Genomic DNA, 25,685 nt, shown 5'->3' on the forward strand with positions numbered 1-25,685 from the left:
TGCTACGCCGGCCAGAACCAGTAGATCCACGCCATGCGTGGATGACGCCCCCCTTACAGTAGATCCACGCCATGCGTGGATGACGCCCCCCGTTACAGCAGCGTCCCGTGCAGGATCATCGCGGCGATGCTGAAGTAGATGACCAGGCCGGTCACATCCACCAGGGTGGCCACGAACGGGGCCGAGGCGCTGGCCGGGTCGAAGCCCAGCCGCTTGAGGATGAAGGGCAGCATCGACCCGGACAGCGAGCCGAACGTGACGATACCCACCAGCGCGGCGCCGATGGTGATCGCCAGCAGGATCCAGTGCTCGCCGTAGTCATGGAAGCCACCGAGCTGCCAGATCACGATGCGTACGATGGCCAGGCAACCGAGGATGGCGCCGAGCACCATGCCGGTGGGCACTTCGCGCAGGGCCACCTTCCACCAGTCGCGCAGGCGCAGTTCGCGCAGCGCCAGGCTGCGGATCAGCAGCGAGGTCGCCTGCGAACCGGAGTTGCCACCCGAGCTCATGATCAACGGAATGAACAGGGTCAGCACCACCGCGCGCGCCAGTTCGTCCTCGTAGTGCTGCATCGCGCTGGCGGTCAGCATCTCGCCGACGAACAGCACGCTCAGCCAGCCGGCGCGCTTGCGCAGCATCTCGAAGAAGCCGATCTGCATGTACGGCTTGTCCAGCGCTTCCATGCCGCCGAACTTGTGCGCGTCTTCGGTGGACTCTTCGATCAGCGCATCGAGGATGTCATCGACGGTGACGATGCCGAGCATGTGCTGCTGCGCGTCCACCACCGGAATGGCCAGCAGATCATGGCGGCGGATCAGCCGCGCCACGTCTTCCTGGTCCATCTGCGCATCCACCATCACCGGCGGATTGACCTGGGCCACATCCAGGATCGATTCCTCCGGCAGCCCGGTGATCAGCCGGCGCATGGTCACCACCTGCTGCAGCTGCTGGTTGGCCGGGTCGAGCACGTAGATCGCATACACGGTCTCGCGCGTGCGTTCGACCTGGCGGATGTGCTGCAGGGTCTGGGCCACGGTCCAGGTGGCGGGCACGGCGACGAACTCGGTGGTCATCAGCGCACCGGCGGTGTTCGGCGGGTAGCTCAGCAGCTTCTGGATGGTCTGCCGGGCTTCGTTGCCCAGCAGCGGAATCAGCCGCGCGCGTTCTTCTTCATCCAGCTCGTGGACGATATCGGTGGCACGGTCGTCGGCCATCAACCCCAGCAGCGCGGCGGCGCGTGCCGGCGGCAGTGCGGCAACCAGTTCGCCACTGCGGTGCAGCTCCGGCGCCTCGAGCATCTTCACTGCACGCGGCAGCGACAGCGCGGCCAGCGTCTCGGCGGCGCGCTGCAGTTCGAGCGTGTTGAGGAATTCGACCGCGTCGGCGGTGTTGTAGTTCGCCAGCGGTGCCGACAATGCTGCGGCATCGGCCACCGGACGCAGCAATTGCTTCTGGTTCATGGTGATTCGCCTTCATGGGGTGCGACCTCGCGCAACGCCAACGCAGGCAAACCGTCCCGGTGTCAGGCGGTGGCCATCGCTGGCGTCGACCGAGGTCGACTTCTACTGTCGCTGGACATGGGTTGGGGACTCCGGAGGGGTGTACTGCCGGACACGCCGGCAGCGGCGGGCAGTCTGGACCTGCGGTCGGTGCAGGTCAACCCGCCACGCTGACCGGACAATGGGCCCGCTGCCGTTCTCGTGCGTACACAGCGGCGCGCGCATAATGACCAGGTGGCATCCGCCGCGCTTCCCCTCCCCGCCGAACGGACGCACAGCCGGCCTCCCGATGACCAGGTATTCCCATGCATAGCGGTGGTCTGGAACTGGCACTGGTGCTGCTGCTGGCCGCGGTGATCGCGGTGCCGGTGTTCAAGAAGTTCGGCTTCGGCGCGGTGCTGGGCTACCTGGCGGCCGGCGTGGTGTTGGGTCCGGACGGTCTGGGCTTCGTACAGGACGCCGACCGCATCCTCGGCGCGGCCGAGATCGGCGTGGTCATGCTGCTGTTCGTGATCGGGCTGGAGCTGTCCCCGGCCCGGCTGAAGGTGATGCGGCGCTCGGTGTTCGGTGCGGGCGCGGCGCAGGTGGCGCTGTCCGGGCTGGTGCTGGGCGGCCTGCTGCTGCTCGATCACTTCCAGTGGAAGAGCGCGCTGGTGGTGGGCGTGGCGCTGGCGCTGTCGTCGACTGCGGTCGGCCTGCAGCTGCTGTCCGAACACAAGGCGATCAACAGCGACCATGGCCGGCTGGGGTTTGCCATCCTGCTGTTCCAGGACCTGATCGCCATTCCGCTGCTGGCCGCGATTCCGCTGCTGGGCGGGGTCAAGAACGAGACGCTGCGCTGGGAAGATGCGGCCGTCGCGCTGGGCGCGCTGGCGGTGGTGATCCTGTGCGGGCGGCCGGTGCTGCGCCGGGTGTTCGGCATCATCGCCCGCACCCGCAGCCCGGAGGTGTTCACCGCCACCGCACTGCTGGTGGTGCTGGGCACCGCCTGGTTCATGCAGGAAGCCGGCCTGAGCCCCAGCCTGGGGGCATTCCTGGCCGGCGTGCTGCTGTCCGATTCGGAATTCCGGCATGAGCTGGAATCGCAGATCGAGCCGTTCAAGGGCCTGCTGCTGGGCCTGTTCTTCATTGCCGTGGGCATGGGCATCGACCTGGACCGCATCGCCGCCGAACCGTGGATGATCGCTGCGGGCGTGGCGATCCTGCTGGTGGTGAAGTTCAGCCTGCTGTACGCCATCGGCCGCATCGCCAGACTCAGCTCGCGGCAGTCGTTGCTGCTGGGCAGCGTGTTGTGGCTGGGCGGCGAGTTCGCCTTCGTGGTGTTCAACGAAGCACAGCGTGCGCATCTGCTGGGCAATGCCAACCATGACCGGCTGGTGGCGATCGTCGGCCTGTCGATGGCGATCACCCCGTTGCTGATGATTGCCCTGATGCGCCTGCTCGGCGAGGAGAAGGTCGCGCCCCGCCAGGCGGCGGAGGCCGACAAGGTGGCGCCGGACAATCGCCCGAAGGTGCTGATTGCCGGCATGGGCCGCTTCGGCCAGGTGATCGCGCGCCTGCTCACCGCGCAGAAGGTGCCGTTCGTGGCACTGGAGGCGAACCCGGACACGGTGGCCGACCTGCGCCGCTTCGGCAACCAGCTGTACTACGGCGATCCGACCCGGCCGGAGATGCTGCGCGCCGCCGGTGGCGAGCACATCGACGTGTTCGTGATCACCGTGGACGACCCGGAAACCAACCTGCGGGCGGTGCGCATGGTGCGCCGCCTGTACCCGGACGCGACGGTGCTGGCGCGTGCGCGCAACCGCCAGCATGCCTGGCGGTTGATGGACATGTCGGCCGAACCGTTCCGCGAAGTGTTCGGTACCAGCCTGGAAATGAGCGGGCGCGTGCTGACCGCGCTGGGCGTGGCACCGAACGTGGCCGAGCGCCATGTGCAGCAGTTCCGCGAACACGACGAGAAGCTGCTGCGCGACCAGTACCTGGTCTACGACGACGAGGCCGCCGTGATCCAGACCTCGCGCGATGCCCGCAACGACCTGATGCACCTGTTCGAAGCGGACGCGGAAAGCGACGGCGACAAGGAGCGCTGATCGCGGGCCGGTGTGCCGACCAACGGTCGGCACCCACCCAATGGAAGGCGACCTTCAGCCGTTGTCGCGCAGGAACCTGGCCATCGAAGAGACACCCGGCACGCGCGGCTCGAACGCGGAAAGCGACGGCGAAAAGGAGCGCTGACAGCGGGCCGGTGTGCCGACCAACGGTCGGCACCCACCCAATGGAAGGCGACCTTCAGCCGTTGTCGCGCAGGAACCTGGCCATCGAAGAGACGCCCGGCACGCGCGGCTCGAACTCGGCGGCGACGTCGATGAAGCCGCGCATCACCGCGATCTCGCGCGGGCTGCGGTTCAAGCCATCGCGCGCTTCCGGGTCGGCACCGGCGCGCAGCAGGCGCTGCACCAGCAGCGGCAACCCGTGCAGGGCGGCCAGGTGCAGCGGGCCGAAGCCGCGCGGATCGCGCACGTCCAGGCTGACGTCTTCATCCAGCAGGCGCTCGACGGCGGCCATCACCACCTGCTCGTCGCAGGCGGTTCCCGGTTCGGCGCGCGCGCCCAGCAGCAGCAGCAACGGCGTGACCGCACCGGCGGCGGCCTGGTCCGGCTCTGCACCAGCCAGCAGCAGGGTATCGAGCAGCGCCAGCAGGCGCGAACGGTCGCGCGCACTGAAGCCATACAGGGCTGCGCAGTGCAGCGGCGCCAGCTGCTGGGCATCGCCGGCATGCACGTCGGCACCGGCGGTGAGCAGGCGCGCCACGATGTCCGGCAGGCCCAGCGCCGAGGCCAGCATCAGCACGGTGACCCCGCCTGGCAGGCGGTGTTCGAGCTGCGCACCGGCGTCGAGCAGGGCCGAGACGATCTCGACCTGGCGCATGCTGACCGCCGCTGACAACGGCGTGGCACCACTGGCAGCGGCATGCTGCGGATCAGCGCCGCGCGCCAGCAGCAGGTCGACCACGGCAAGGTGGCCACCGCCGGCAGCACGCAGCAGTGCGGTGCAGCCCTGCGCATCGACGGCGTCGACGGCAAAGCCCAGATCATTCAAACGACGCACGGCGTCGACATCCCCGGCCATCGCGGCGGCCGGCAGATCGCCTTCGCGCAGGGTCCGGCGCGGCAGCGGCCAGACGCGCCAGTCCAGCCAATCAGCCAGATCACGACGACCGATCGACAACGCCACGCCCAGCGGTGTCTGCCCATCGGCAGCACGCGCTTCCGGCGAGGCGCCGTGCTGCACCAGCAGCTTCAAGGCGCTTTCGCGCGCCAGTGCGGTGGCCAGATGCAGCGCGGTCATGCCATGGCTGTCGCGTGCTTCGCGGTCCACGCCGGTGGTGAGCAGCGCCTGCTGCAGGCGCAGCCAGCCCAGGCGCACCGCCAGCGACAACGGCGGATCACCGGCCGGCGAGGCGGCAAACGGATCGGCGCCCCGCTCCAGCAGTTCCAGCGCCAGCTGCTCAAGCCCACGCGCCGCCTGGTCGTGCTGCGCACAGGCAGCCAGGAAACGCGCCAGGCCACCGCGCCCGGCCGGCGACAGGCCGTGCTGCAGCATCACCTGCAGGGCTGGCACGGCATCGATGCCACGCGAAAGCAGCGCGAACATCGGCGTATCTGCGCAGGCGTCGCGCACGTACGGATCGGCACCATGGGCGAGCAGCCAGTCGACCGCACGCGGCTCCAGCGCCAGCTCCGGATCGAGCAGCAGGCCACCCAGTTCTTCGGGCTGGCACAGCCTGGCCAGTGCGGCCATGCCATCGGTATTGCCGAACCCCAGCGCCTCGCGCAGCAGGGTCAACGGCGGGCGGTCGGGCAACAGGCCGCTGGCGCTGGCCGTCTCACCGCGCTCGGCCAGGCCATCGCTGACGGCGGCGGGCAGCGGGTAGGACGGGTCCAGCAGGGCCACGATCGCCCAGCGACCGGCTTCGGCGGCATAGTCCACCGCGCGCCGGCCGGCCGGATCGCTGCCGTCGGCGGCGATGCCCAGTTCCAGCAGGCGCTTGATCAACAACGGCGAAACGTCCTCGGCCATCGTGGCCAGCAGCACCGCGTTGCGGCCATCGGTGTCGACCGCAACCAGGTCGGGTTTGTGCGGCAGCAGGTGCTCGACCACGGCAGCGCGGCCGGCGCGTGCGGCTTCCAGCCACGGGGTGCGGCCCAGCGCATCGCGCGCTTCCAGGTTGGCACCGGCGGCCAGCAGCACGCCGATGATGTCCACGTGGCCGGCCAGTGCGGCTTCATGCAGCGCGCTGCGGCGCTGGCGGTCGCGCGCGTCGGCACGTGCCTTGTACTTGAGCAGCAGCTGCACGCCGGCCGGATCGTCGTCCTCGGTGGCGGCCGCGGCCAGCAGCACCGGGGTGCCGTCAGCCGGCTCGCTGCGCGCGCCACGCTCCAGCAGGAAGCGCGCCAGGCGCCAGTTGCCGACCTGGCAGGCCACCGCCAGCGGCGACCAGCCATCACGGTTCAGTGCGTCCACTTCAGCCGCCGCATCACGCAGCAGTGCGGCCACGCCCGGGTCGGAACTGCGCGCGGCGTGGTGCAGGGGCGTGTTGCCCTCGCTGTCGGTGGCGCGCGAATCGGCACCGTTGGCCAGCAGGGTCATCACCGCTTCCGGACGCCCATGCCAGCTGTCGCGGGTCGCGGCCAGCAGCGGGGTCATGCCACGGTGCGGCGCGTTCACATCGACGCCGCGGCCGATCAGCTCGCGCAGCAGGCGCAGGTCCGGCAATACCGCGGCCAGTACAGCCAGGCTGCGCTGGTCGCGCCAGTTGGGGTCAGGCAATGAATGCGGATCGGCGCCGGCCTGCAGCAACTGCAGCGCGCGGTCGATGCGGCCGTGGCGTGCGGCTTCGTACAGGGCCGGGGTCAGCTCCTGCGGCGCCAATGCTTCCAGCGGTGTGGTGTCCACCGCAGCGCTGAACAGCGTTTCGCGATCAACCGGCAGTTCAGCGCCAACCGGGCCGCGCAGCGAGACCAGCGGCGCCGGTGCGATGCGCTGCAGCAGCAGGTGGAGCAGCGGCGACAGCAGCAGCACCGCCAGTGCCGACGGCCAACGCGCGCTTTCCGGCAGCAGGCCCGGCCAGGTCGGCAGTACCACCAGTGCGGCCAGGGCCATCACCAGTGCGGCCACGCCAAGGCCACGCCAGGCGCTGAGGTCGCGGCCGGCCAGCGCCTGCCAATGCTGGGCCAGGCCACCGTCGAGACGCTCGACATCATTCCACAGCGGCCAGGTGCGCCAGGCCGCCAGCAGGCCAGCGCTGACCAGCACGCTCAGACCCAGCACCGCAGCCAGGCTACCGCTGTCGCGCAGCGCGGCCAGCGGCCAGGCCAGCAACAGGGCCAGCAGCAACGGCGCGGCGATCCACAGTGCCAGCAGCGCCGGCAGGTCCTGGCGGACGATCACCTTCGGCGGCAGCAGCGCACGGCTGCGCCGCCACCACGAGATTCCCAATGCGAACGCCGGTTGTGCCAGTGCCGCCAGCACCGCACCGGGCAGGCCGCCCAGCGCCGAACCCAGTGCCAGCAAGGCACCCAGGGTGAAGGCCAGCGACAGGGCGCGGGATCGGGAAAGCTCAGTCATAGTGGCGCAGCATCATGCTGCTCACCGACGGCGGCACCTGCAGGTAGAACCCGCGCTCGGTCAGTTCGCTGCGCACCTTGGCCGGGTCGGCCTGGGCCAGCCGGCGCTCCGCGTCCAGGGTCACGTCCAGCACGAAGACGAGCGAACCCAACGACGCCGACAGCGGCGCAGGCAAAGCGCTGAAGTCATCGCGTCGGGCGAGATAGACGTAGGTGTCCGGCTTGAGTTGGCTTTTATAGACGTAGGCGTGCATGTCCACGGGACGATAACCCGGGAAGAGCCGTGATTGTGTCGGAAAGCCGACACCGGGGAAAGCCGTCACGCGACGATGGCGGCGCGATCGACGGCGTTTCCCCGTTGAGGTTCAGCAATGTGGCGGCGCCGTTCAGGCTGCGCCACCGGTCGGCAGCGCTTACTTGACCTTGGCGTAGGTGCCCTTCAGGGCCACGCCGGCGACGAAGGTGCCGGCCCAGCACTCGTAGTTGGTCGCGCTCTTGAACTCGTTCTTCTTGTAGTAGCTGACGATGTCGACCACGGCGTTGGCGCCGCGCGACTTGGCACCGTCCTGCAGGGCCAGCAGTGCCGACAGCGCGACCCAGTTGCAGGCCTCGACGTCGCTCTTGTTGGCGGCGTTGGTCTTCTTGTTGGTCACGTCTTCGCCCAGGCGCTGCTGCACGCTGACCGGCTGGCCGGCCAGGTAGAAGCGCACGCTGCCGTCGATGCCGGCATCTTTGGCGGCCTGCGAACTGATCAGCTCGCGCAGGGACTGTTCGACGCGGGTATCGCGCGCCGAAGCGGTGGAAGTCAGGGCCAGCAGCGCGGTGGCAGTGGCGATCAGCAGGGTGCGGCGCATCGGAACGTCTCCTTGTTGGGGTGCGGGTACGGCGGGGTCACGCGCTCCAGCGGCGGAACACCAGCGAGGTGTTGATGCCGCCGAAGGCGAAGTTGTTGCTCATCACGTACTCGGCCTGCAGCTCGCGGCCTTGCCCGGTGATGAAGTCGAGCTGGCCGCAACGCGGGTCCACCTCGACCAAGTTCAGGGTGGGCGCGAACCAGCCGGCGCGCATCATCTCGATGCTCATCCAGGCTTCGAACGCGCCGCAACCGCCCAGCATGTGGCCGACGTAGCTCTTCAACGAGCTGATCGGCACGCGGCTGCCGAACACCTGGGCGGTGGCCTGGGTCTCGGCGATGTCCCCGTGGTCGGTGGCGGTGCCATGGGCGTTCACGTAGTCGATCTGCGCCGGCTGCAGACCGGCGTCTTCCAGCGCCAGGCGCATGGCCTGGGCCATGGTATCGGCGCTGGGCTGGGTGACGTGCTGGCCGTCGCTGTTGGTGCCGTAACCGACGATCTCGGCGAGGATGGTCGCGCCGCGTGCCTGCGCGTGTTCCAGATCCTCCAGGATCAGCGTGCAGGCGCCCTCGCCCAGCACCAGGCCATCGCGGCCGGCATCGAACGGGCGCGGGGTGGTGTGCGGTGCGTCATTGCGCGTGCTGGTGGCAAACAGGGTGTCGAACACCGCCGCAGCCGTGGCGTCGAGCTGTTCGGCCCCACCGGCCACCATCACCGTCTGCTTGCCGCTGCGGATCGCTTCATAGCCGGCGCCCACGCCCTGGCTGCCCGACGTACAGGCGCTGGAAGTGGTGTAGACACGCCCGGACAAGCCGAAAAACACACCGATGTTGACCGGTGCGGTGTGGCTCATCATCTTCAGGTAGGTGGTGGCGCTGATGCCGTCGGTGGTGAACTCATGCAGCATGCGGCCGAATTCGCCGGTGGCTTCGTGGCTGCCCGACGACGAGCCATAGGCCACGCCGGTACGGCCACTGCGCAGCACCGGGTGCTCGAACAGGCCCGCCTCACGCAGGGCGACCTCGGTGGCGCGCACCGACATGATCGCCACCTTGCCCATCGAGCGGGTGGTCTTGCGGTTGTAGTTCGGCGGCAGCTCGTAGTCCTGCGCCGGCGCGGCAAGCTTGGTGTTCAGGCCCGCATACACATCCCATTCCGGCATCGAACGCACCGCATTGCGGCAGCTGCGCAGATGGGCGTGGATGGTCGGCCAGTCGTGGCCGAGCGGACTGATGGCGGCAGCACCGGTGACCACCACGCGACGATCGGCGGCCATCAGATCATCCCTCCGTTGACCGAGATCACCTGGCGGGTGATGTAGCCGGCCGGCTCGGACAGCAGGAACGCGACCGTGGCCGCCACTTCCTCGGGGCGGCCGACGCGGCCGGCCGGGATCAGCTTCAATGCGTGTTCGACCACTTCTTCGTTGAGCATGTCGGTCTCGATCAGGCCCGGGGCCACGCAGTTGACGGTGATCTGGCGGCTGGCCAGTTCCAGCGCCAATGCCTTGCTGGCACCGATGATGCCGGCCTTGGCCGCACTGTAATTGACCTGGCCACGGTTGCCGGCCACGCCCGACACCGAGGACAGGGTGACGATGCGGCCCGGCTTGCGCCGCCGCACCATCGGCATGATCAGCGGATGCAGCACGTTGTAGAAACCGTCCAGGTTGGTGTGGATCACCTGGTCCCAGTCGTCCTCGGACAATGCCGGGAACGCGCCGTCACGGGCGATGCCGGCATTGCACACCACGCCGTAATAGGCGCCATGTGCCTCCACGTCAGCCTCCAGCGCAGCACGCGCGGCAGCACGGTCGGCCACGTCGAAGGCCAGCACGCGCGCCTGCCGGCCCAGCGCCTGGATCTCGTCGGCCACCGCCTGTGCTTCTTCCACACGGCTGCGGCAATGCACCACCACGTCGAAGCCATCGCGCGCGATACGCAGCGCAATGGCCCGGCCGATGCCCCGGCTCGCGCCGGTCACCAGCACGCTTGGATTCCCTGTCATGCCTGTCCACTCTCCAGATAGGCCATCGAGTCGGCCGGTTCGAACACCGACACGTTGGCAACCGCCCATTCTTCTTCGCCTGCCAGGATGCGGCAGGCGAACATCCCTAATCCATTGTCGCCCAACAGCTCGCAACGCGCCTGTACCTGCAGGCGGGTGCCACTGGGGAAACTGCTGCGCGTGCTGGTATAGCGCCGGCTGCCAAGCAGGAAGCCCAGCTGCGGCGGGTTGCCGGCCGTGCGTGCGCGGCAGCCGGCCCAGGCAGCGATGGCCTGGGCCATGTATTCGATGCCGACCCATGCCGGGACCGCACCGTCTTCGATGAACAGGCCGGCCTCGGGCACCACCAGTTCCGCCTCGATGCCGTCCTGGTCCCAGCGCAGGATGCGGTCCAGCAGGCACATGTCCTGGCGGTGCGGCACCACCTCTTCGATGGCATACAGCGGCATGTTCATCGGCGCTCCAGTGCCAGCACGGCATTGCTGCCGCCGAAGGCGAACGAATTGCTCAGCACCCGCCGCGGCAGCTGCTGCAGGAAGGTCGCCGGGGCTACCAGCGGCAACGCCGGCAGCGCCGGATCGGCCACGCCGTCCCACCAGTGCGGCGGCAGCTGCTGCTGCGGATTCTCGGCCAGCAGGATCCAGCACAGCGCCGCTTCGATCGCACCGGACGCACCCAGCGTGTGGCCGGTCAGTGGCTTGGTCGAACTGGCCGGCACGGCGGTGCCCAGCACCTGCGCCACGGCGTGGCTTTCCATGGCGTCGTTGTGGCCTGTCGCGGTGCCATGCAGGTTCACGTAATCCACTTCCGAAGGTGCCCAGCCAGCACGCTGCAACGCCTGCTGCAGGGCATCGATGGCACCCAGACCCTGCGGGTCCGGTGCCGACATATGGTGCGCGTCGGCCGACTCACCCCACCCCGCCAGGCTGACCGGGCCTGCATCGCGGGTCAGCAGGAACAGCGCGGCGCCCTCGCCGATGTTGATCCCGCAGCGATGCTGCGAGAACGGATTGCAGCGCACTGCGGAGACCGATTCCAGCGCGCTGAACCCGGCGACGGTGAACCGGCACAGGGAATCGGCACCACCGGCGATGACCGCATCGACGATGCCCGAGCGCAGCATGCGCGCGGCCGACATCAACGCCTTGGCGCTGGACGAACAGGCCGTGGACAGCGTCCAGGCCGGGCCCAGCGCACCGCTGCGCTCACGCACGAACTGCGCGGCGGTGCCCATTTCCTGCTGTGCGTAGTCGAAGCCTTCCGGCCAATGGCCGTGCTCGGCGCGGGTACGCAGCGCCTGTTCGGATTCACCGATGCCCGAGGTGCTGGTGCCCAGCACCACCGCCACACGCTCGGCGCCGTAACGGTTGATGGCATCGGCAACGGCCGGCGCGATCTGCGCCAGTGCCACGTCCAGCAGAGCATTGTTGCGGCCACGCAGGGACACCGGCAGTTCTTCCAGCGTCGGCAGCGGGCTGTGCACTTCGCCCAGCGCGAGGGTGCGACCCGGCAGCAGGTTGGCGTTGTCGCTCAAGCCGCCGGGCGCATCGGCAAACAGCGCAGCAGCCACCGCGGTGCGGCCCTCGCCCAACGCGCAGACCACGCCGAGGTCGTTCAGGAAAATGGGAGCGCTCTTCATTCCTGGCCGGCCATGTCGATCGATTCGATGCGCAGGGTGTAGCCCTCGGCGCGGTTGTCCAGCTGCACGCTGCCATCGCCCAGGCGCTGCAGCTGCAGCCACACGGTGCCGTCGCGGGACAGGCTGCGCTGGCGGCCGTCGTCGCTCACCTGCCAGCCGGCCGGCAGCGCGGCGGCAATGGCGTCCGTCGGCCACAGCGCGAACTGCAGGTCATCCAGTACGCGTTCGGCACGTACCTGTGGCGGCAGCCACGGTGCACGCTGCTGGGTCAGCTGCTGGCCGTCCCACTGCAGGCGCACGCCGGTCTGGCCCATCGCCTGCACGGCCAGCCGCACCTGCTGCGCGTCGGCTTCCAGCAGCGCATCCAGATCACGCTCGTGGCTGCCGAAGCGGAAGTGCAGTTGCTGCTGCAGGGCCAACGGCGCCGGCAGGCTGGACGGTGCCAGCCGCAGCGGCGGCAGGTCGACCAGCGGCCGCGGCATGCGGCTGGCACAGGCGGCCAGCAGCAGGCACAGCAGGACCGCGGAGAGGCGGACGATCAGGCGCTGCACAGTTCCTCCAGCACGCGCATGCGGCGGCCACTGTCGTCGGCCACATACGGATTGTTGGTGTCCCAGGCGTAGCCGGCCAGGATGGAGCTGATCATGTCGCGTACCTGCGGCTGCTGGTCGGGGTGGTAGATGATCTTCTGGAAGCCGCCCTGGTACCAGCTTTCGACGAAGCGGCGGAAGGTTTTCACACCGGCGCGCAGCGGAATCGAGAATTCGCTTTCCCAGTCCACGGTCTCGCCCGCGTAACGGCGCTTCAGGCATTCGCTGGCCAGCTGCGCCGACTTGAACGCGATGGTGACGCCGGAGGAGAACACCGGGTCGAGGAACTCACCGGCGTTGCCCAGCAGCGCATAACCCGGGCCCCACAGCGAGCTGACATTGGCCGAATAGCCAGTGATGCGGCGCACCGGCAGCACCGCCCATTCGGCATTGGCCAGCAGCGAGGTCAGGTTCGGATCCTCGCCGACGATGGCCTGCAGCTTCTGCAGGTCGTCGCCTTCGTAGCGCTCGAAGAACGATGGCTCGGCGACCACGCCCAGCGAGCAGCAGCCGTTGGAGAACGGAATCGTCCAGTACCAGACGTCGATGTGCTCGGGATGGGTGGTGATCAGGATCTTGTTGCGGTCGAATTCCGCTTCGGCCGGGATGTTGTCGCGCACGTGGCAGAAGATCGCGCCGCGCACCGGGAAGTTGGACGGTGATTCCAGGTCCAGCAGGCGTGGCAGCAGGCGCGCGAAACCAGAGGCGTCGAGGATGAAATCGGCTTCGATGCGGTACTCGCTGCCATCGGGGCGGCGCACGCTCACCAGCGGCTGCTCGCCCGGCTCGACGGACAGAACTTCGTCACCGAAGCGCAGGGTCGCGCCCATGCGCTCGGCGCCGCGCGCCAGCACGTTGTCGAAGTCGGCGCGCTGCACCTGGTAGGTAGTGCCCCAGCCCGGTGAGAACTTCTTCCTGAAGTCGAACGCGGTGCGCGCTTCCCCGTGCACGAAGGCCGCGCCGTTCTTGTACTGGAAGCCTGCCTCGACCACGTCCTGCAGCAGGCCCGCCGCTTCGATGTATTCCATGCTCTGCGGCAGCAGGCTCTCGCCGATGGAGAAGCGCGGGAACTGCTGGCGCTCCAGCATCAGCACCCTGCGGCCCTGCTGGCGCAGCATCGCCGCGGCCACCGAGCCGGCCGGGCCGGCGCCGATGATCAGGATCTCGGTACGTTCCACATCTTCGTGGCGGGAAGAATCAGCAGCATCCACAGCAGTAGTCATCGGTGCGTCCTTGTTGCTCGATCAGGTGGAAAAGCGGAGGAATCGGAATGAAGCGTGCCCGGTCAGGCCGGCGGAGCGTCATGCGGTGGCGGCCGGAACAGCGGCGAGATCAGCCACACCAGGCCGATGCCGAACAGCAGGGTGAGCCCGAACGCGCGCAGCGCCGGCGTCTGAGAAAGACCCAGCAGGCCGAACGACAGCCAGGTGCTGGCCGCACCCACGCATACCGCCAACCAGGCGCTGGCATCGCCGCGGTGCTCGATCAGGAAGATGCCGTAGTCGATGCCCATGCCCAGCAGCAGCATCAGTGCCAGCACGTTGAACAGCTGCAGCGGCTGGCCGAACAGGCCGAGCAATCCAAGGGTGAGCGCACCGGCCACCAGGGTCGGTGCGAATACGCGCCAGGCCTGGCGCCGGTAGCGCAGCCACAGGGCGCCGAACACCAGCACGATGCCGACCAGCAGCAGGCCGCCCATCAGCTTGCGGTAGTGGCCCAGCAGCTGCGAGAAATCGGCCGTACGGTCGACCCAGCGCACGCCGTCCAGGCCTTCGGCAGCACCGCGCAGGGTGGCCAGTGCATCGGCGCGCGACAGGTCATCGACCATCACCACGCTGATCATCTGCCCGCCCACATTGCCGACCCACAGGTGGCGGAACGGCTGCGACGCCGGCGAGGCGAGGAAGGCCTCGGCGCTCAGCGGCGCCGCTGCGAATGCGGGGCGCTGCAGGGGCTCGCCCACCGCTTCGCCCACGGCGGCCAGCACGCCGGGTTCCACCCTGGCGGTCAACGCCGCATCGGCCTGCTGCCGCGCGGGCGATGGCAACCAGTCACTGATTGCGCGGTAACCGCCGATGCGCTTGTCGTGGGTCAGTTCACGCAGGCGCGTGGTCAGCGCTTCTTCGCGCTGCAGCAGTTGTGCGGCATCGCTCCCCTGCACCAGGTAGAACTGCGCCGGGCTGGGCATGCCCAGCAACTGGCTGAGACGGATCTGCTGGGCCATCAGCGCCGGCGGCGACGACTGCAGGCTGCGCAGGTCGTCGTTGCTCTGCAGGCGGGCGATGCCGATGGCCGACACCAGCGCGGCCACGCCGAGGAAGATCGCCACCGGGCGACGCCCGTGCAGGCGCGGGAAACGCTCCAGCGTGTTGCCCAGCCACTGCGCGAAGCGGGTGGTACGGATCTCGCCACCGTCCAGCCACGGGAACCAGAAGATCACCGTGAGGAAGGCAGCGGCCAGCCCCACCACCGAGAACAGCGCCATCTGCCGCAGGCCGGGGAACGGCGCCAGACCCAGCGCCAGGTACGCCAGCGCACTGGTCAGCAGCGCCAGCCACAGGCCCGGCAGCAGATGCCGCAGCAGCTTCCAGCGACGGTCGGCCGGCTCGGCCTGGCGCGAAGCGAACCAGTGGATGCCGTAGTCCTCGGCCACGCCAACCAGCGAGGCACCGAACACCAGGGTCAGCACATGCACCTTGTCGAACACCAGCACGGTCACCGCCAGCGCCACGCCACAACCGATCAGCAACGAAGCGGCAACCAGCAGGATCGGCCGCAGCGAGCGGAACGCCAGCCACACCAGCAGCAGCACCGCCGCCAGCGAGCCCCAGCCGATGGTGTTGATCTCCTGGTTGGCCTGCACGGCAGCCGCTTCGGCATGCAACGGCACGCCGGCATGCAGGATCTCCAGATCCGGCGCAGCGGCCTTGGCCGCCTGTCCGGCGCGTTCGAGCAGGCCATCGAGATGACGCTCGCCATCGAGCCTGAAGGCCGAGCCCGGCGTATCGAACTGCAGCGCCGCCCAGTGCTTGCCTTCGGCCTCGAGCAGGCCGTCATCGCCCAGGCGCAGGCCGGAGCCCTGGGCCTGCTGCTGCCACCACTGCGGCCACAGCGACAGCGGATCCTGCCGCCACTCGGTCAACCGCGGCGCGCCCATCGGGCCGTACAGCGCGCCGAGTGCCTGTTCGGCCAACGCACCGGGTTCGGCCTGCTGCAACTGCTCGCGCTGGGCCGGGGTCAGCAGGCGATCGCGGTACGGTGCGTAGAACGCACGCGCCTCATCGAACCAGCCTTCGATCGAACCACTGGGCACCAGCAGCGCGCTGTCGGCATCACTGGCCATCGCCGCGGCGAACGCGGCCTGCGCGCGCTTGGCAGCGGCACCGTCGGTACTGCCGAGCAGCACCACCACCTGCCGCGAGCTGCCATCGGCAATGCGCCGGGTGACGTCGCTGAGCAGGCGGTCGTGCGCGTCCTGCGGCAGCAGGGCGAGGATGTCGGTGTCGATCCGCGACTCCTGGCTCCACAGGCGCCACTGCTGCGCACCCAGCACCAGCAACAGCAGCAGCCAGGCGATGCCCAGCCAGTGCCACCAGCGGCGCAGGCGATCCGGTGCGGCGCTGTCACTCAAAGCGGCGCGCCTCGTCGGCGTTCAACGCGGCCGGCGCTTCGCTCAGCGCAGTGAACTGGATGCGGGTGCGATCCTGGTTGGCTTCGATGATCTCGACCTGGCGCACGTAACGGTCGCCCTGCAACGTCAGCGACTGGAAGGCCTTGGCCAGCATCGCCGACTTCGGCGTCAGCTTGAGGTGCCAGCCCTGCCCTTCACGGGTGGCCTCGACGTTGAACTGGCTGGACAGTGCCTGCACGTCACCGCTCATCAACGCGAACATGATCGCGTTGACCGAGCGCATCGCCGGCTGCTGGCGCGCGTCCAGTTCGACGCGGGTGCTGCCATCGCGCTGGCGGCTGAGGATGCGGTCGGCAGTGACCACCACCTCCGACGGGAACGGCTTGAGCGTGGACCAGATCACGCCGTGCTTGCGCGCGACCACGAACTGGCCCTGCGAACGCAGCGGGTTCTTGAAACCGCTGACCTGCTTTTCCTGGGTGAACTGCCCGCGCAGCACGTCCGGCCGGGCGACGGCCTGGGTGATGGCATCGACGGCGGCATCAGCCGCCTGCACCAGCGGTGCGGCCACCAGCAGCAGCGCGCACAGCAGCACGCGCGGAAGACGAAGGGATCGGTTCACGGGGCAGGCACTCCAAGACGCTGCCACAGCACCGGCGGGCACTGGTACAGCATTTCCTTGCTGGCCGCGTCGACCGCGACCTGGATGGTCATTGCGCGGGTCAGCACCTGGCCGCTTTCCGCATCGACGATCTCGTATTCGATCTTCAGCCGGTTCTCCCACTCGACGATGCGCGAGCGCACGCGCAGCGCCTGGCCGAACAGCAGCGGCCGCACGTACTTCACCCGGGCGTCGACCACCGGCCACAGGTAGCCCGATTCGAGCATCTGCGGATAGTCGTAGTCGTAGCGCTTCAGCAACGCGCAGCGCGCGATCTCGAAGTACTTGAAGTAGTTGCCATGCCAGACCACGTTCATCGGATCGCAGTCATGGAAAGCAGGGGCCAGCTCGATCTCGCCGACCAGTTCGTTACCTTCATTCACCGACATACAGCTCCCAGCGTTGCGCGCGGATCTCCACCAGCAGTTCCCGCAGTTCGCGATCCAGCGCGCGGTCTTCTTCGACCAGGGCGATGCGCTGCCCCAGGTCGGCGTACATGTCGGCCAGACTGCCATGCAGCTGCGCGTTCATGCCAACCCGTTCGCGCAGCGCCAGGCCCTGGCGGGCAGCGATCAGCATGGCCGCCACCACCTGCTCAGTCAGCTCGATCACGCGCAGGCAGTCGCGCGCGGCGATGGTGCCCATGCTGACCTTGTCCTGGTTGTGGCATTCGGTTGACCGCGAGAACACCGAGGCCGGCATGGTCTGCTTCAGGGCCTCGGCCGTCCACGCCGAAACGCTGATCTGCAGCGCCTTCAGGCCATGGTTGATCGCCGCGCGCGGGCCGGTGGCCGCCGACAGGTTGGCCGGCAGGCCGTGGTTGTAGCGGGCGTCGACCACCAGCGCCAGCTGCCGGTCGAGCAGGTCGGCGATGTTGGCAACCGTATTCTTCAGCGTGTCCATCGCCAGCGCGATGTGCCCGCCGTAGAAGTGGCCACCGTGCAGGATGCGCTCGCCGTCGGCGTCGATCAGCGGGTTGTCGTTGGCGCTGTTCAGTTCGGTTTCGATCAGCTGGCGCAGGAACGGCAGGGTGTCTTCCAGCACGCCGATCACGTGCGGCGCGCAGCGCAGCGAGTAGCGGTCCTGCAGGCGCTGCTCGTTGCGCGGCGGGCGCTCGCTGTGCAGGTCGCTGCGCAGGCGTGCGGCAATGCGCGACTGCCCCGGGTGCGGCTTGGCGGCGAACAGGGTTTCATCGAAGTGATGCGCGTTGCCGTCGCTGGACAGCACGTTGAACGCGGTCAGACGCGTGGCCATGCGCGCCAGGTAATCGGCGCGCTGCCAGGCCAGGCAGGCCAGGCCGGTCATCACAGCCGTGCCGTTCATGATCGCCAGGCCTTCCTTCGGCCGCAGCTTCAGCGGGGTCATGCCGATCTTCGCCAGCACGTCGGCAGCCGGCTGTACGCGGCCGTCGTGCAGCACCTCGCGTTCGCCGCACAGCACGGCCGCCACGTACGACAGCGGGGTCAGGTCGCCACTGGCGCCCACCGAGCCTTCGGCCGGAATCAACGGCAGCACGTCGTGCTGCAGCAGCGTGGCCAGGCCTTCCAGCAACGGCACGCTGACGCCGGACATGCCGCGCACCAGCGAGGCCAGGCGCGCGGCCAGCACGGCGCGGGTCTCGGCCGGGTCCAGGTAACGGCCCAGGCCGCAGCCATGGTAGGTGTACAGGTGGTGCGGCAGCTCGGCGACCAGTGCCGGCGGAATGTTCACCGTGCACGAATCGCCGTAGCCGGTGGTCACGCCATAGATGACGCCATCCTCGCGCAGCAGGCGGTCGAGGAAGTCGGCACCACGCTGGATATGTGCGCGGAACGCCGGCACATCGCTCAGCGCGGCCTCGCACTTGCGCTGGGCCAGGGCGACCACGTCTTCGATGGTCAGCGGTGCATCGCCGAAACGGCACACGGGTACGGCGTCAATCGTCATGAGGAGCCTGATCCCAGAAGGGGAAGAAATTGAACCAGTCCAGCGGGGACTGGATGACCTGGAGTTCCAGCCAGCGCGCGAAGCGCTGCGCCTGTTCGGCCAGTGCGGCATCGCGTGAACCGCGCGGCAGCACCACGCGGTCGGCGAACTGTTCGAATGCCACCCGATAGCCGTCGCCCTGGTGCAGGCACGACATCGTGTAGACCGGGCAGCCGAGCGCGGCCGCCAGCACATAGGCGCCGATCGGGAACGGCGCGCGGTGGCCGAGGAAATCAGCCATCACGCTGCGCCCGCCCTGCACCGGCACGCGGTCGCCAACGATGGCGACGAAGCCACCCGAGGCGACCTTGTCGGCCAGCATCATCGCCGTGGCCGGGCCCATCTCGGTGACCTGCACCAGCTCCACCGCGGCCAGCGGGTCCAGCCGTTGCAGCAGCCGGTTGAAGCGCTGCGCGTGCGCGGTATGCACCAGCACGGTGATGCGGAAGCCCGGCACCTGCTCGGCCAGCACCTGGCACAGTTCCAGGCAGCCGATGTGTGCGGTCAGGATCAGGCCGCCTTCGCGGCGCGCGATCCTGCCCAGCACCAGGTCACGCTGCAGGCGGATGCGCTCGGGCGGATAGCGGCCGCCGAGGCCGAGAATCTTGTCCAGCATCGTGTCGGCGAAGCTGAAGAAGTGGCGCAGGCTGTCGCGCCGGGTGGGCGCATGGCCCAGCGCACCGGCATGGGCCTGCAGCCGCTGCAGGTACTGCATCGAGGCCTGGCGACCAACGCGGTTGCCCAGCCAGTGGCAGGCCACGACCGGCCACACGCAGAGGTGGAACGGCCAGCGCCCGAACCAGCGGTGCACCCAGCACAGGAACAGCACGCCGGCCACCGACGTGGACTCGCCGATGTCGGCCCAGTGCGGGGCGTCGTGCGCGTGGCTCATCTCAGCCCTGCCCCTGCAGGCGGCGCCACAGCAGGCGCGGCGCGCGCCAGAGCATGCCGAAGAACAGCCGGGTATGCATGCGGCTGATGCGCACGTTGTCGCGCCACACATCGAAATGCGAAACGCCGTCGGCGGGATAGGTCACCCGCGTAGCCAGGTGGTCGACCGGTACCTGCCGCCAGTACAGGCGCACCATCACTTCGGTGTCGAAATCCATGCGCCGGCCGATGGTTTCCTCGCCGACCAGGCGCAGCACCGGCGGCAGCGGATACACCCGGAATCCACACATGGTGTCGCGCAGGTGCAGCGACAGCGTGTTGATCCACACCCAGATGTGGGTGGCGTAGCGACCATACAGGCGCGCCTTCGGCACACTGGCATCGTAGGCGGGAATGCCGCAGATCACGGCGTCCGGCCGCGCGCGGGCGGCGTCGATGAAGCGCGGCAGGTCGCCGGTGTCGTGCTGGCCGTCGGCATCGATCTGCAGCACATGGGTATACCCACGACGCTGCGCTTCGGCGAAACCAGCCAGCATCGCACCACCCTTGCCCTGGTTCACGTCCAGCCGCAGCAGGTCGACACCCGCTCGCTGTGCCAGTTCCCGCAGCACCAGCGCGCAGGACGGCTGCGAGCCATCGTCGACCAGCAGGCAGGGCAGGCCCGCAGCCTGCACGCCATCGACGACCGCGCCGATGGCGTGTTCGTGGTCGTACACGGGAATGACCACCAGCGGCGCGAACGCGCCGCCAGCGGTGGCCGGCTCAATGCGCATCGGCGAACACCACCCTGCCGCTGGCGTGCACGCCATGCACCGAGGTGTAGCGGAACGTCAGCACGCCGCGCCCGGTGTCCCAGTCCAGGTGCAGGGTCAGCTCGTCGCCGGGGCGGGCCACGCGCTGGAACTTCACTGCATCCATGCGCTGGAAAACAACCGGCAACACGAAGGCCTGGCGGCCGAAGCGCACCGCCCAGTCCAGCTGGGCGACGCCGGGCAGGATCGCCGCCTGCGGGAAGTGGCCCTGGAACGCGCGCAGCGCGGGGTCCAGCGTCATCCGCAGGGTGGCCGCCGCCTCGTCGCGACAGTCCCAGACCGGCACCGGCATCATCGGCTGGAACAACGCCACCAGTGCGGCCTGGGTGACCTTGCCCTGGGCATTGATCGGCAGCGATTCGACCAGGCGCCAGCGCCGCGGCCGGGTGACCGCATCGTGGCCCTGCGCCAACCGCGCACCGAGCCGCTGTCCCAGCGCACGCCGTGCGCCGTCACCGGCACGTGCCAACGCCGGATCGGCCGGCACCACCACGGCCGCCAGCTGCTCGCGCTGGCCCTGCAGCACCAGCACGCGCACGTCCTCGACTTCTGCATCCTCGCGCAGCGCGCGCTCCAGTGCATCCAGCGAAACGCGGCGTTCTTCGATCTTGACGATGCGGTCGGCACGGCCCAGCAGGCGGAAACGGCCATCGGCCAATGCTTCCACGCGATCCTGGGTGCGCCACCAGTCCAACGTCTCCAGGTGCGGCGAGGCCACCGCCAGGCAGTCCTCCTCGATCCGCCACTGCACGCCCGGCAACGGCTGCCACGGCGGTGCATCGGTGTCCCAGCGGCGCCAGGCGATGCCACCGGTTTCACTGCTGCCGTAAACCTCGGTGGGCGCCACGCCCAACCACTGGCGGACCTGGCGCGCGGCGTCCTCGGGCAGCGGGCCGCCGGAGGAGAACACCGCACGCAGGCGGCCGTGCAGGCTGGCCCAGTCGAGCTGCTCGGGCAGGCGCTTGAGATGGGCCGGGGTCGCCACCAGCACCGTGTCGGTACCGGCCAGCGCGCCCACCAGGTCTTCGTGGAAGAAGCGCCGGGGCTGGATCGCACGGCCGGCAGCCAGCGGCCACAGCACGCGGAACAGCAGGCCGTAGATATGCTGGTGGGACACGGTGCCATGCACCTGGGCCCCGTCGAGCTGGGCGCCGAAGGCGGCCTGCAGCGCGTCGACTTCGCGTGCCAGCTGGTCCAGCCGCTTGCTGATCGCGCTGGGTTGGCCGGTGCTGCCGGAGGTGAACACGCACAGTTCGCAGGCACGCTCGTCCAACGGCAGCAGCGCCACGTCGGCGGCGGCGCTGTCGGTGGCCTGCAACGGCTGGTAATCCGCCGACAGGTCACCTGCGAAGCCACTCACCTGCGGCTGCAGCGCCTGCAATGTCGCGGGCAGGTTGTCGGCGGCCAGGAACACCCGCTTGCCGGCATGCCAGGCACCGAACAACGCCGCAGCGAAGGCCACGGTGTCATCGAAGTAGAGCGCCCAGTCACGACCTTCGGCAGCGCTGAAAGCGTCATGCCAGGCCAGTACGCGCAGGCGGAAGGCGACATGGTCGAGGGCAGTGCCATCGCAGATACCGATGTCACGACCGGGCTGCGCCGCGATCAGCAGCCGGTCCAGGGCAATCCAGTCAGCCATGCGCGTGCGCTGCCTTGACCCGACGCCGTACCAGCCATTCGCCCCCGAACAACAATCCCATCATCACGTACGCCAACAATCCGTTGTAGAGCATCCAGACCCGGTCCGACGCATACAGCGCGGTGAGCAGGGCGAGACCACCATTGAGAACGAAAAAGCCGCACCACACCTGGGTGACGCGGCGGGTATAGACCACCGCGAACGGTGGCAGGTCCGGCTCCTGCAGGCGCGCCAGGCGCTCCACCAGCGGCGGACCGAAGCGCAGGCTGGTGGCGAACACCGTCAACATCACCACGTTCACCAGCGCCGGGTACAGCTTCAGCGGCAGGGCCTGGTTGAGCACGGTGGCCAGCCCGGCCAGCAGGCCCGCGCCGGCGGCGGCGGCCCACCACAAGGGCTGGCGGGTGCTCAGCGCGCGCAGCAGGGCCAGCGCGAACAGCAGCAGCGACAGCCAGCGTGGCTCGAAGCGGCCCATCGCCAGGTAGACCAGCACCGGATAGGCAAGCGAAATCGCTGCCACCACGACCATGCGTGCCCGTGCCATGGTCGCGGCGTCCGTGCTGCTGTCAGGCAGCGGCCTGACCGGGCAGCAGGCCATGCACGACATCAACGATGTCCTGCACGGTGCGCACGGCCTTGAACGCTTCAGGCTGCAGGTTGCGGCCGAGCAGCGGCTTGAGCTGCACGATCAGGTCCACGGCATCGATGCTGTCGATGTCCAGGTCGTCGTACAGGCGCGATTCCGGGCTGATCCGCGCCGGCTCGATCTCGAAGCTGTCGGTCAGGATGCGGACGATGCGCTCGAACAGTTCATTCTTGGTCATGGCAGTTCCTGGCGCCTTACGACTGGCGGGCGGCGACGAACTCGCCGAGCGCGCGCACGCTGGAGAAATGGCGACGGGTTTCTTCCGAGTCGGCCGAGAGGCTGACACCGTACTTCTTCTGCAGCGCCAGGCCCAGTTCCAGTGCATCGATCGAGTCCAGGCCGAGGCCTTCCACGAACAGAGGCGCGGTCGGATCGATGTCCTCCGGGGTGATGTCCTCCAGTGAAAGCGAGGAAATGATCAATTCCTTGATCTCGTGCTCAAGTGCTTGCACGGGTCGGATCTCCAGACAGGTCGAAATAACGAGTGAGGTGGTCGGTGACGCGACGGGCCGCCAGGGCATCCCCCCTTGGCGAGTCATCTTCGGCCAGGAACGGCGCGATCGGGATATCTTCGCCGATCTGCAGCTGAACGTGAAAACGACGTGAGGGTACACGATACCACTTCTGGCCCTTGGTCAACGTCGGCGGGGTGCAGGTGATGCGCACCGGGGTGATGTCCAGGCGCCCGCGCACGGCGATGTTGGCCGCGCCACGCTGCAGCCGCAACGGCTGCCCCGGCACGCTGCGGGTGCCTTCCGGGAAGATCACCAGGGTGCCGCCGGCGTGCACGGCCGCCGCGCAGTCATCGACCAGCCCAGCGCCGTCGTCATTGGAGATGTAACCGGCGGCACGCACCGGGCCGCGCATGAACGGGTTGCAGGCCACCGCCCGCTTGACCACGCAGTCGGCGTTGGGCAGCAGGGCGATCAGGCAGACCACGTCGATCAGGGTCGGGTGGTTGGCCAGCACCAGCAGGCCATCGCGCTGCAGGCGTTCGCGCCCGTCGACCTGCAGGGTCATCACCCCCAGCCGGCACATCAGCCACACATGGCTGGCGAAGGCGCGCTGGACCAGCCGGCGGGCCCCGCGGCGACGCGCCACCGGGTCGCGCATCAGCAGCAGCACCGGCATCACCAGCACGCCCAGCAACAGACCGCCGACGCCAAACGCGGCGAAGCTGAGGCCGGTGCCGAACACCCGCCAGGCATGATCAAGGCGGCGCAGCGCCTCAGCCACGGCGGCGCCAGGACCAGCGTTGGCCCTGGGTCACGTGCTGCAGCTGCGGATCCCCGGCCAGCAGGAAGCGGTGCAGGTCCAGCGCATGCGGCAACACGCCCGGCGCGGTCGGCCCGGCGTCGCCGGCGACCTGCCAGGACAGCGAAAGATCGCTGCCGCCGGCAGTACCGGCGGGTGCCAGGCGCCAGCACCAGGCGAAGAACGGGTCGGGTTCGTCGGCGAATTCGGCGTAAACGTCGGGCAACGGCGACTCATAGACCACGATCCGCACTTCACTGGCACCATCACCAAGCAGGCCGACGGCCTCCAGGCACGCCGCTTCCACCGTCGACTGGCCAGCGGACAACGCCAGGTAGTTGCCCCGGTGGCCGCGGGCGATCGAATACAGCGCGGCGATCGCGTTGTGCACCGACAGGCCGAAGCCGGTGGGCGACAGCGGCTGATCGGCCACCAGCGAGCCCAGCAGGTCCATCGATCGGGCGACATCGCCATGGCGGCTGGCGAACACCAGCGGCACCTGGCTGTCAGCGCCCTGCCCGTCCTCGCACCAGCACGCGGCCTGGATCGCCATGCGGCCCAGGCGCTCGATCCGGCGGCGCTGCATGGCCGGAATCTCGGCCAGCGCCGGCGTGTCCTCACCCTGCGGCAGGAACGGTGCTCCGGCCCAGCCCATCCATTGGCTACGCTCGGTCAGGCCAGGCGCCCAGGCGGCCCAGTCGACAACGGAAAATTCGATCATTACCGGTGATGTTTCGATGGGCGAACGAGAGTCTCGAGCCATTACGGCGACACGCGGCTGCCCCCCATTCCTGCAGCCATGCATCCGTCCAGGACGTCGCCGGCTGCCCCCCTGGCTGCCGGAAAGGAGCGCACGCTAGCACGTCCGACACAGGGATGACATGTTTCACAAAGCACAACGGGGAGCGGTCAGCGACCGCCCCCCGCATGGACCGATCCAGCGAGCCGGTTCAGTGGTAGCTGGCGTCGGCGCGTACCTTGCCGCGGAACACCCGGTAGGACCATGCCGTGTAGCCCAGGATCACCGGCAGCAGCACCACCAGCCCCACCAGGGTGAAGCCCAGCGACGAGGCCGGCGCGGCGGCCTGCCACAGCGTCATCGACGGCGGCAGCAGGTACGGCCACATGCCCAGCACCAGGCCAGCGAAGCCGAGCACGAACAAGGCCAGGCTGAGCAGGAACGGCGGCAGGTCGCGACGCGGATGGGTGGCGCTGCGCCACAGCGCGATGGCCACCGCCAAGGTCAGCAGCGGCACCGGCGACAGCCACCAGAAGTTGCCGTCGCTGAACCAGCGGTCCATCAGCCGCGACTGCAGGAACGGCAGCCAGCTGCTGACCAGGCCCATTGCCGCGATCACCGCCACCACCAGCGGGCGGGTCATCTGCCGGGCCAGCGCCTGCACGCGGCCTTCGGTCTTCAGGATCAGCCAGGTGCTGCCCAGCAGTGCGTAGCCGGCTACCAGCGCGGCACCGGTCAGCATCGCGAACGGGCTGAACCAGCCGAACGCGCCGCCCTGGTACACGCCATCGACCAGCGGCAGGCCCTGCACCAGCGTGCCGAGGATCACGCCCTGGGCAAAGGTGGCCAGCAGCGAACCGAGGCCGAACGCCACGCTCCACAGCCGCCGTGAACGGTGCGCCTTGAAGCGGAACTCGAAGGCCACGCCACGGAACACCAGCGCCACCACCAGCAGCAGCACCGGCAGGTACAGCGCCGACAGCAGTACGGCATACGCCTTCGGGAAGGCGGCCATCAGGCCGGCGCCGCCGAGCACCAGCCAGGTCTCGTTGCCGTCCCAGATCGGCGCGGCGGTGTTCATCATCAGGTCCAGCTGTTCCTCGTCCTCGGCGAACGGAGCGAGGATGCCGATGCCGAGCACGAAGCCGTCCAGCACCACGTACATCAGCACGCCGAAGCCGATCACCGCGAACCATGCCACCGGCAGCCAGGTCATCAGGTCCAT

General features: G+C 68.9%; 24 protein-coding genes. 1 reads left to right on the forward strand and 23 read right to left on the reverse strand.

What is annotated here, in order from left to right; translation table 11 throughout:
* Positions 1–92: 92 nt before the first annotated feature.
* Positions 93–1,463, reverse strand: coding sequence for a magnesium transporter (gene mgtE / locus CLM74_RS20635; protein ID WP_025877611.1), 1,371 nt, complete (start codon positions 1,461–1,463; stop codon positions 93–95).
* A 344-nt stretch (positions 1,464–1,807) separates the two neighbouring features.
* Between mgtE and CLM74_RS20645 the strand changes: the two genes are divergently transcribed.
* Positions 1,808–3,595 carry a monovalent cation:proton antiporter-2 (CPA2) family protein gene (locus tag CLM74_RS20645; protein ID WP_032976814.1) on the forward strand — a complete coding sequence of 596 codons (1,788 nt, stop codon included), beginning with the start codon at positions 1,808–1,810 and terminating at the stop codon, positions 3,593–3,595.
* A gap of 199 nt (positions 3,596–3,794) precedes the next feature.
* Here CLM74_RS20645 and CLM74_RS20650 read toward each other — a convergent pair whose 3' ends face one another.
* The 22 genes from CLM74_RS20650 to cydB form a co-directional block, all read right to left on the reverse strand.
* Positions 3,795–7,133, reverse strand: a complete 3,339-nt coding sequence (locus tag CLM74_RS20650) for an ankyrin repeat domain-containing protein (RefSeq protein ID WP_059065581.1) — start codon at positions 7,131–7,133, stop codon at positions 3,795–3,797.
* The gene (locus tag CLM74_RS20655; RefSeq protein ID WP_032976812.1) at positions 7,126–7,386 is read right to left on the reverse strand and encodes a YcgL domain-containing protein; all 261 of its coding nucleotides are present in this window, start codon (positions 7,384–7,386) and stop codon (positions 7,126–7,128) included. The genes CLM74_RS20650 and CLM74_RS20655 overlap by 8 nt, the downstream gene beginning before the upstream one ends.
* A 159-nt stretch (positions 7,387–7,545) precedes the next feature.
* Positions 7,546–7,986 (reverse strand): hypothetical protein, encoded by a 441-nt coding sequence (locus tag CLM74_RS20660; RefSeq protein WP_025877987.1) that lies wholly within the window; start codon positions 7,984–7,986, stop codon positions 7,546–7,548.
* A gap of 37 nt (positions 7,987–8,023) precedes the next feature.
* Positions 8,024–9,262, reverse strand: a complete 1,239-nt coding sequence (locus tag CLM74_RS20665; protein ID WP_105164856.1) for a beta-ketoacyl-ACP synthase — start codon at positions 9,260–9,262, stop codon at positions 8,024–8,026.
* Positions 9,262–9,993, reverse strand: coding sequence for a 3-ketoacyl-ACP reductase FabG2 (locus CLM74_RS20670; protein WP_025877991.1), 732 nt, complete (start codon positions 9,991–9,993; stop codon positions 9,262–9,264). The genes CLM74_RS20665 and CLM74_RS20670 overlap by 1 nt, the downstream gene beginning before the upstream one ends.
* The gene (locus tag CLM74_RS20675; protein WP_025877993.1) at positions 9,990–10,448 is read right to left on the reverse strand and encodes a hotdog family protein; all 459 of its coding nucleotides are present in this window, start codon (positions 10,446–10,448) and stop codon (positions 9,990–9,992) included. Before CLM74_RS20675 ends, CLM74_RS20670 begins: the two co-directional genes overlap by 4 nt.
* Positions 10,445–11,632, reverse strand: a complete 1,188-nt coding sequence (locus tag CLM74_RS20680) for a beta-ketoacyl-[acyl-carrier-protein] synthase family protein (protein WP_025877995.1) — start codon at positions 11,630–11,632, stop codon at positions 10,445–10,447. Before CLM74_RS20680 ends, CLM74_RS20675 begins: the two co-directional genes overlap by 4 nt.
* Positions 11,629–12,183: a DUF3261 domain-containing protein gene (locus tag CLM74_RS20685; protein WP_033832520.1), complete on the reverse strand. Its 555-nt coding sequence runs from the start codon at positions 12,181–12,183 to the stop codon at positions 11,629–11,631. Before CLM74_RS20685 ends, CLM74_RS20680 begins: the two co-directional genes overlap by 4 nt.
* Positions 12,171–13,445 (reverse strand): NAD(P)/FAD-dependent oxidoreductase, encoded by a 1,275-nt coding sequence (locus CLM74_RS20690; protein WP_105164857.1) that lies wholly within the window; start codon positions 13,443–13,445, stop codon positions 12,171–12,173. Before CLM74_RS20690 ends, CLM74_RS20685 begins: the two co-directional genes overlap by 13 nt.
* A 62-nt stretch (positions 13,446–13,507) precedes the next feature.
* Positions 13,508–15,853: an MMPL family transporter gene (locus CLM74_RS20695; RefSeq protein WP_088101872.1), complete on the reverse strand. Its 2,346-nt coding sequence runs from the start codon at positions 15,851–15,853 to the stop codon at positions 13,508–13,510.
* Positions 15,846–16,475, reverse strand: coding sequence for an outer membrane lipoprotein carrier protein LolA (locus tag CLM74_RS20700; protein WP_059065590.1), 630 nt, complete (start codon positions 16,473–16,475; stop codon positions 15,846–15,848). Before CLM74_RS20700 ends, CLM74_RS20695 begins: the two co-directional genes overlap by 8 nt.
* On the reverse strand, positions 16,472–16,903 hold the full coding sequence (locus CLM74_RS20705) for an acyl-CoA thioesterase (protein ID WP_059065592.1): 432 nt from the start codon (positions 16,901–16,903) through the stop codon (positions 16,472–16,474). Before CLM74_RS20705 ends, CLM74_RS20700 begins: the two co-directional genes overlap by 4 nt.
* The gene (locus CLM74_RS20710) at positions 16,890–18,440 is read right to left on the reverse strand and encodes an aromatic amino acid ammonia-lyase (protein ID WP_025878005.1); all 1,551 of its coding nucleotides are present in this window, start codon (positions 18,438–18,440) and stop codon (positions 16,890–16,892) included. The genes CLM74_RS20705 and CLM74_RS20710 overlap by 14 nt, the downstream gene beginning before the upstream one ends.
* Complete coding sequence (locus tag CLM74_RS20715) at positions 18,430–19,371, reverse strand: acyltransferase (protein ID WP_025878007.1); 942 nt, start codon at positions 19,369–19,371, stop codon at positions 18,430–18,432. The genes CLM74_RS20710 and CLM74_RS20715 overlap by 11 nt, the downstream gene beginning before the upstream one ends.
* Position 19,372: 1 nt before the next feature.
* Positions 19,373–20,143 (reverse strand): glycosyltransferase family 2 protein, encoded by a 771-nt coding sequence (locus CLM74_RS20720; protein WP_080149573.1) that lies wholly within the window; start codon positions 20,141–20,143, stop codon positions 19,373–19,375.
* Positions 20,133–21,821 (reverse strand): AMP-binding protein, encoded by a 1,689-nt coding sequence (locus CLM74_RS20725; RefSeq protein WP_105164858.1) that lies wholly within the window; start codon positions 21,819–21,821, stop codon positions 20,133–20,135. Before CLM74_RS20725 ends, CLM74_RS20720 begins: the two co-directional genes overlap by 11 nt.
* Entirely contained in the window at positions 21,814–22,365 is a 552-nt protein-coding gene (locus CLM74_RS20730; RefSeq protein WP_025878012.1) for a membrane protein, read from the reverse strand. Before CLM74_RS20730 ends, CLM74_RS20725 begins: the two co-directional genes overlap by 8 nt.
* 22 nt (positions 22,366–22,387) lie before the next feature.
* Positions 22,388–22,645 (reverse strand): acyl carrier protein, encoded by a 258-nt coding sequence (locus tag CLM74_RS20735; protein ID WP_025878014.1) that lies wholly within the window; start codon positions 22,643–22,645, stop codon positions 22,388–22,390.
* 16 nt (positions 22,646–22,661) lie between these two features.
* Entirely contained in the window at positions 22,662–22,919 is a 258-nt protein-coding gene (locus tag CLM74_RS20740; protein ID WP_005411610.1) for a phosphopantetheine-binding protein, read from the reverse strand.
* Complete coding sequence (locus tag CLM74_RS20745; RefSeq protein WP_105164859.1) at positions 22,906–23,703, reverse strand: lysophospholipid acyltransferase family protein; 798 nt, start codon at positions 23,701–23,703, stop codon at positions 22,906–22,908. The genes CLM74_RS20740 and CLM74_RS20745 overlap by 14 nt, the downstream gene beginning before the upstream one ends.
* Positions 23,696–24,442, reverse strand: coding sequence for a beta-ketoacyl synthase chain length factor (locus tag CLM74_RS20750; RefSeq protein ID WP_025878021.1), 747 nt, complete (start codon positions 24,440–24,442; stop codon positions 23,696–23,698). Before CLM74_RS20750 ends, CLM74_RS20745 begins: the two co-directional genes overlap by 8 nt.
* A 229-nt stretch (positions 24,443–24,671) precedes the next feature.
* On the reverse strand, positions 24,672–25,685 hold the full coding sequence (gene cydB, locus CLM74_RS20755) for a cytochrome d ubiquinol oxidase subunit II (protein ID WP_088101877.1): 1,014 nt from the start codon (positions 25,683–25,685) through the stop codon (positions 24,672–24,674).

Source organism: Stenotrophomonas sp. MYb57 (assembly GCF_002966815.1).
GTDB classification, from domain to species: domain Bacteria; phylum Pseudomonadota; class Gammaproteobacteria; order Xanthomonadales; family Xanthomonadaceae; genus Stenotrophomonas; species Stenotrophomonas indicatrix.

Excerpts from the sequence above, each read along its gene's own strand:
- CLM74_RS20710 (WP_025878005.1), bottom strand. The coding sequence starts at position 18,440 with ATGACGATTGACGCCGTACCCGTGTGCCGTTTCGGCGATGCACCGCTG.
- CLM74_RS20735 (WP_025878014.1), bottom strand. The coding sequence starts at position 22,645 with ATGACCAAGAATGAACTGTTCGAGCGCATCGTCCGCATCCTGACCGAC.
- CLM74_RS20720 (WP_080149573.1), bottom strand. The coding sequence starts at position 20,143 with ATGCGCATTGAGCCGGCCACCGCTGGCGGCGCGTTCGCGCCGCTGGTG.
- CLM74_RS20665 (WP_105164856.1), bottom strand. The coding sequence starts at position 9,262 with ATGGCCGCCGATCGTCGCGTGGTGGTCACCGGTGCTGCCGCCATCAGT.
- cydB (WP_088101877.1), bottom strand. The coding sequence starts at position 25,685 with ATGGACCTGATGACCTGGCTGCCGGTGGCATGGTTCGCGGTGATCGGC.
- CLM74_RS20680 (WP_025877995.1), bottom strand. The coding sequence starts at position 11,632 with ATGAAGAGCGCTCCCATTTTCCTGAACGACCTCGGCGTGGTCTGCGCG.
- CLM74_RS20750 (WP_025878021.1), bottom strand. The coding sequence starts at position 24,442 with ATGATCGAATTTTCCGTTGTCGACTGGGCCGCCTGGGCGCCTGGCCTG.
- CLM74_RS20690 (WP_105164857.1), bottom strand. The coding sequence starts at position 13,445 with ATGACTACTGCTGTGGATGCTGCTGATTCTTCCCGCCACGAAGATGTG.
- CLM74_RS20650 (WP_059065581.1), bottom strand. The coding sequence starts at position 7,133 with ATGACTGAGCTTTCCCGATCCCGCGCCCTGTCGCTGGCCTTCACCCTG.
- CLM74_RS20660 (WP_025877987.1), bottom strand. The coding sequence starts at position 7,986 with ATGCGCCGCACCCTGCTGATCGCCACTGCCACCGCGCTGCTGGCCCTG.
- CLM74_RS20715 (WP_025878007.1), bottom strand. The coding sequence starts at position 19,371 with ATGAGCCACGCGCACGACGCCCCGCACTGGGCCGACATCGGCGAGTCC.
- CLM74_RS20645 (WP_032976814.1), top strand. The coding sequence starts at position 1,808 with ATGCATAGCGGTGGTCTGGAACTGGCACTGGTGCTGCTGCTGGCCGCG.
- CLM74_RS20705 (WP_059065592.1), bottom strand. The coding sequence starts at position 16,903 with ATGTCGGTGAATGAAGGTAACGAACTGGTCGGCGAGATCGAGCTGGCC.
- mgtE (WP_025877611.1), bottom strand. The coding sequence starts at position 1,463 with ATGAACCAGAAGCAATTGCTGCGTCCGGTGGCCGATGCCGCAGCATTG.
- CLM74_RS20730 (WP_025878012.1), bottom strand. The coding sequence starts at position 22,365 with ATGGCACGGGCACGCATGGTCGTGGTGGCAGCGATTTCGCTTGCCTAT.
- CLM74_RS20655 (WP_032976812.1), bottom strand. The coding sequence starts at position 7,386 with ATGCACGCCTACGTCTATAAAAGCCAACTCAAGCCGGACACCTACGTC.
- CLM74_RS20670 (WP_025877991.1), bottom strand. The coding sequence starts at position 9,993 with ATGACAGGGAATCCAAGCGTGCTGGTGACCGGCGCGAGCCGGGGCATC.
- CLM74_RS20675 (WP_025877993.1), bottom strand. The coding sequence starts at position 10,448 with ATGAACATGCCGCTGTATGCCATCGAAGAGGTGGTGCCGCACCGCCAG.
- CLM74_RS20725 (WP_105164858.1), bottom strand. The coding sequence starts at position 21,821 with ATGGCTGACTGGATTGCCCTGGACCGGCTGCTGATCGCGGCGCAGCCC.